Below are 3,470 nucleotides of genomic sequence, written 5' to 3'. Positions count from 1 at the left end.
GGCACGGAACCACGGCTTGTCGTACTGGATCGGCCGCACCACCGCAGGCGGCACCACGAGCGTGGCCACCGGCTGCGCCTCGTCCGTCGTACCGGCCACGAGCACATTCTTGCCGAGGTGGTTGGCGTACGCGATGCCCAGCGCGACATTCGTCAGCGCCGTGCCTGCGCCCATCTCGCCGAGCGGCGCCGGCGTGTTGAACGCCTGCTTCATGAAGTCCAGTTCCGGCATCGCCTCGGTCACCGTACGCGCCAGCGCGGCGATGCGGTCGGATGCGGTGGCGGCGTTGTTGCTGGCGGCGTTGTTGGCATCGTGGATGACATAGCCGACGTCGGTCGTCTGCTTGCCGGCGTTGTGTGCCGCCTTTTCGACGGCGGCCTTCCATGCCTGGATGACGCGCGGCGGCTTGTCCTTGCCGCTGTCGAAGTCGGCGACCTTCGCGCTGGCAGGATAGCCGAGCCAGGCCAGCGGGGCGCGTTCCGTCTTGTAGTCGGGGCCGGCCAGGATCAGGAGGACCATGTTTTCGTTGATTTGCTCGTCCTTCGGCGGATAGCTCGGCGCGTCCCAGTTCATGACCCAGACGGTTTCCTTCGGATGTGCCTGCAGGTAGTCGAGTGCTGCCGATAACGAAGTGAATCCGACGTTGGCGCCGCCAGGGGTCACACGAACGTCGGGTGGGGTGCTGCGGGTCCAGGAGTTGGGAAAGCCAGCTTGGCCGATGTCGAAGTTGTCGATGATGATCTCGCGCGCCGCATTCGCCGCGCGAGCCGGATCCAGCCTGCCCGCCGGGATTGCGTACTCCACGTGGATGCCGGCCAGTTCTCGCCAAGTGGACTTGTTCTTGACGTCGTGTGCGTTATAGAAGTAGTTGGAATCCATAAAGTAGATGTCCCTGTACAGGTTCACTAACTTATTGAAATATTTCCAATGAAAGTCCTCGAAACTGTCCCTACCTCCGTCTGGATCCGCGATAGCTGCGATGGCTTGGAGCTTGGTAAAGATCCGCGGTTCCGCTTTCACCATATCGTCATCCGGATTCGGTTTCACTAGACCCAACGTCCACAGAAGCTGCCATTCGGTCGGGTAGTCCATGCGCTCAAGCGGGTTCAGCCACTGCAAACCGACGACCTGGGCCATGTAAGGCCGTACAAGCGGGGAATCCTGCCGCGTGCCCGAAACCGCTTCCGCGTAGCCGGGGCGGGCCATCAGTGCCATCGTGATGCCGAACGTGAACGTAGCAAAGGCACTCATGCATTGCCGAACGCCTGGAGCAACTTGGCACAACGGGATGCCTGAAGCAAGCCGCGTGGCGAACAACGACCGGCGCTTAGCCACGGCCGCTCGTACCCACGGTCGATATCAGCTTGGCGCCGCAACTCGTCGCGTGGCCGTCGAACGCGACCGGCACACCATCGATCAGCACCTGCGGGTCGCCCTCCGCGATCACGCAACTGTCGTGGCCGCGGATCGGGCACAGGCAGCGGTCGCCCTTGCGCGCGACCGCGACGCCGAGCACCTTGCTGTTGGGAGATGCGGTGATGACCTTGCCGCCGTGCGAGGTCGGGTCGTTCAAGCGGATGACGTTGCGCATGCGGTGCCTCTTCAGCGGGAATAGCCCTGAGTCTTGTCTTTGACATCGTGACGAATGCCCCACCAAGCCAGATGGGCCGTATTCTCGCCGCGTGCCCGGAACCAGGGCTCGTCGGGACGAATCGGCCGCACGACGGCCGGTGGCACCACGACAGTTGCGATGGGCTCGGCCTGGTCGGTCGTGCCGGCAACGAGCACGGTCTTGCCGATATGGTTGGCGTACGCGATGCCCAGCGCGACGTTCGTCAATGCCGTGCCCGCGCCCATCTCGCCGAGTAGCGCCGGCGTGTTGAACGCCTGCTTCATGAAGTCCAGTTCCGGCATTTCTTCGGTCACGGTACGCGCCAGCGCGGCGATGCGGTCGGATGCGGTGGCGGCGTTGTTGTTGTTGGCGTCGTGGATGACGTAGCCGATGTCGGTCGTCTGCTTGCCGACGTTGTGCGCCGCCTTTTCAACGGCGGCCTTCCATGCCTGGATGACGCGCGGCGGCTTGTCCTTGGTGCTGTCGAAGTCAGCCACCTTCGCGCTCGCTGGATAGCCGAGCCAGGCCAAGGGTGCGCGTTCCGTCTTGTAGTTGGGACCAGCGAGGATCAACTGCACCATGTTTTCGTTGATCTGACGGTCTTTCGGACGGCCTGGCGCATCCCAGTTCATGACCCAGACCGTTTCCGTAGGATGGGCTTGCAGGTAGTCCAGTGCGGCCGACAGCGAGGTGAAGCCGGCGTTGGCGCCGCCCAGGGTGATGCGCACGTCGGGGGGAGTGCTGCGGGTCCAGGAGTTCGGGAATGCTGCCAGACCGATGTCAAAAGCATCAATGATTATATCGCGCGTGGCTGTTGCAGCGGCAGTAGGAACAAGTTTTCCTTCCGGGAGAGCATATTCAACGTGGATTCCGGCCAGTTCGCGCCAAGTCGATTTATCCTTAACGTTGTGTGCATTATAAAAGTAATTAGAATCCAAGAAGTAAATATCACGATAGGGAATCACAAGCTCATGCAAATATTTCTCATGATACCCTTCAAAAGTTTCCTCTCCGTCATTGCCGACTGCGATAGAGCCAATAGCCTGTAGCTTTCCGTACTTCTCGGGCTTAGTGCGAACCATATCGTCATTTTTGTTTGGCCCCACTAAACCAAGTGTCCAGAGCAGTTGCCACTCGGTCGGATAATCCCGACGCTGCAAGGGATTCAACCATTGCAGTCCCACTACCTGGGCCATAAACGGATCGGTTTTCTGTGTCGCTACCACAGACCTTTGTGACGCCTCAGCACTCACCGGACGAGTGAAAAAAACAGTCAGGACTCCAAACGCCAGCACAGCAAATGCGGCCGGCACGGCGAACAATCGCAGCGCGACGTCCGGGACAGAGACCATGACCGACATGAGCCGGCGCTTAACCACGGCCGCTCGTGCCCACGGTCGACATCAGCTTGGCACCGCAGCTCGTCGCGTGGCCGTCGAACGCGACCGGCACACCATCGATCAGCACCTGCGGGTCGCCCTCCGCGATCACGCAACTGTCGTGGCCGCGGATCGGGCACAGGCAGCGGTCGCCCTTGCGCGCGACCGCGACGCCGAGCACCTTGCTGTTGGGAGATGCCGTGATGACCTTGCCGCCGTGCGAGGTCGGGTCGTTCAAGCGGATGACGTTGCGCATGCGGTGCCTCTTCAGCGGGAAAAGCCCTGCGACCGCGGCGCGGCGTCATGACGGATGCCCCACCACGGCAGGTAGGCGGTATTGCCGCCGCGGGCACGGAACCACGGCTTGTCGTACTGGATCGGCCGCACCACCGCAGGCGGCACCACGAGCGTGGCCACCGGCTGCGCCTCGTCCGTCGTACCGGCCACCAGCACATTCTTGCCGAGGTGGTTGGCGTACG

General features: G+C 62.1%; 4 protein-coding genes and 1 pseudogene. All 5 read right to left on the bottom strand.

Annotated elements, in window-relative coordinates; genetic code table 11:
- A partial coding sequence (locus U9J41_RS24765; protein WP_322404839.1) for a virulence factor occupies positions 1-1,251 on the bottom strand: 1,251 nt, incomplete at its 3' end.
- Between the two features lie 76 nt (positions 1,252-1,327).
- Entirely contained in the window at positions 1,328-1,591 is a 264-nt protein-coding gene (locus U9J41_RS24760; RefSeq protein WP_322404838.1) for a PAAR domain-containing protein, read from the bottom strand.
- An 11-nt stretch (positions 1,592-1,602) separates the two neighbouring features.
- Entirely contained in the window at positions 1,603-2,991 is a 1,389-nt protein-coding gene (locus U9J41_RS24755) for a hypothetical protein (RefSeq protein ID WP_322404836.1), read from the bottom strand.
- Positions 2,984-3,247 carry a PAAR domain-containing protein gene (locus U9J41_RS24750; RefSeq protein ID WP_322404834.1) on the bottom strand — a complete coding sequence of 88 codons (264 nt, stop codon included), beginning with the start codon at positions 3,245-3,247 and terminating at the stop codon, positions 2,984-2,986. Before U9J41_RS24750 ends, U9J41_RS24755 begins: the two co-directional genes overlap by 8 nt.
- 11 nt (positions 3,248-3,258) lie before the next feature.
- Positions 3,259-3,470, bottom strand: a pseudogene (locus U9J41_RS24745) (hypothetical protein); the annotation flags it as partial.

The sequence above is a fragment of the Massilia luteola genome (genome assembly GCF_034420155.1).
Taxonomy (GTDB): Bacteria; Pseudomonadota; Gammaproteobacteria; order Burkholderiales; family Burkholderiaceae_D; genus Telluria; species Telluria luteola.
The sequence above is the reverse complement of the archived record's forward strand: the minus strand, read 5'-3'. Positions and strand labels throughout refer to the sequence as shown.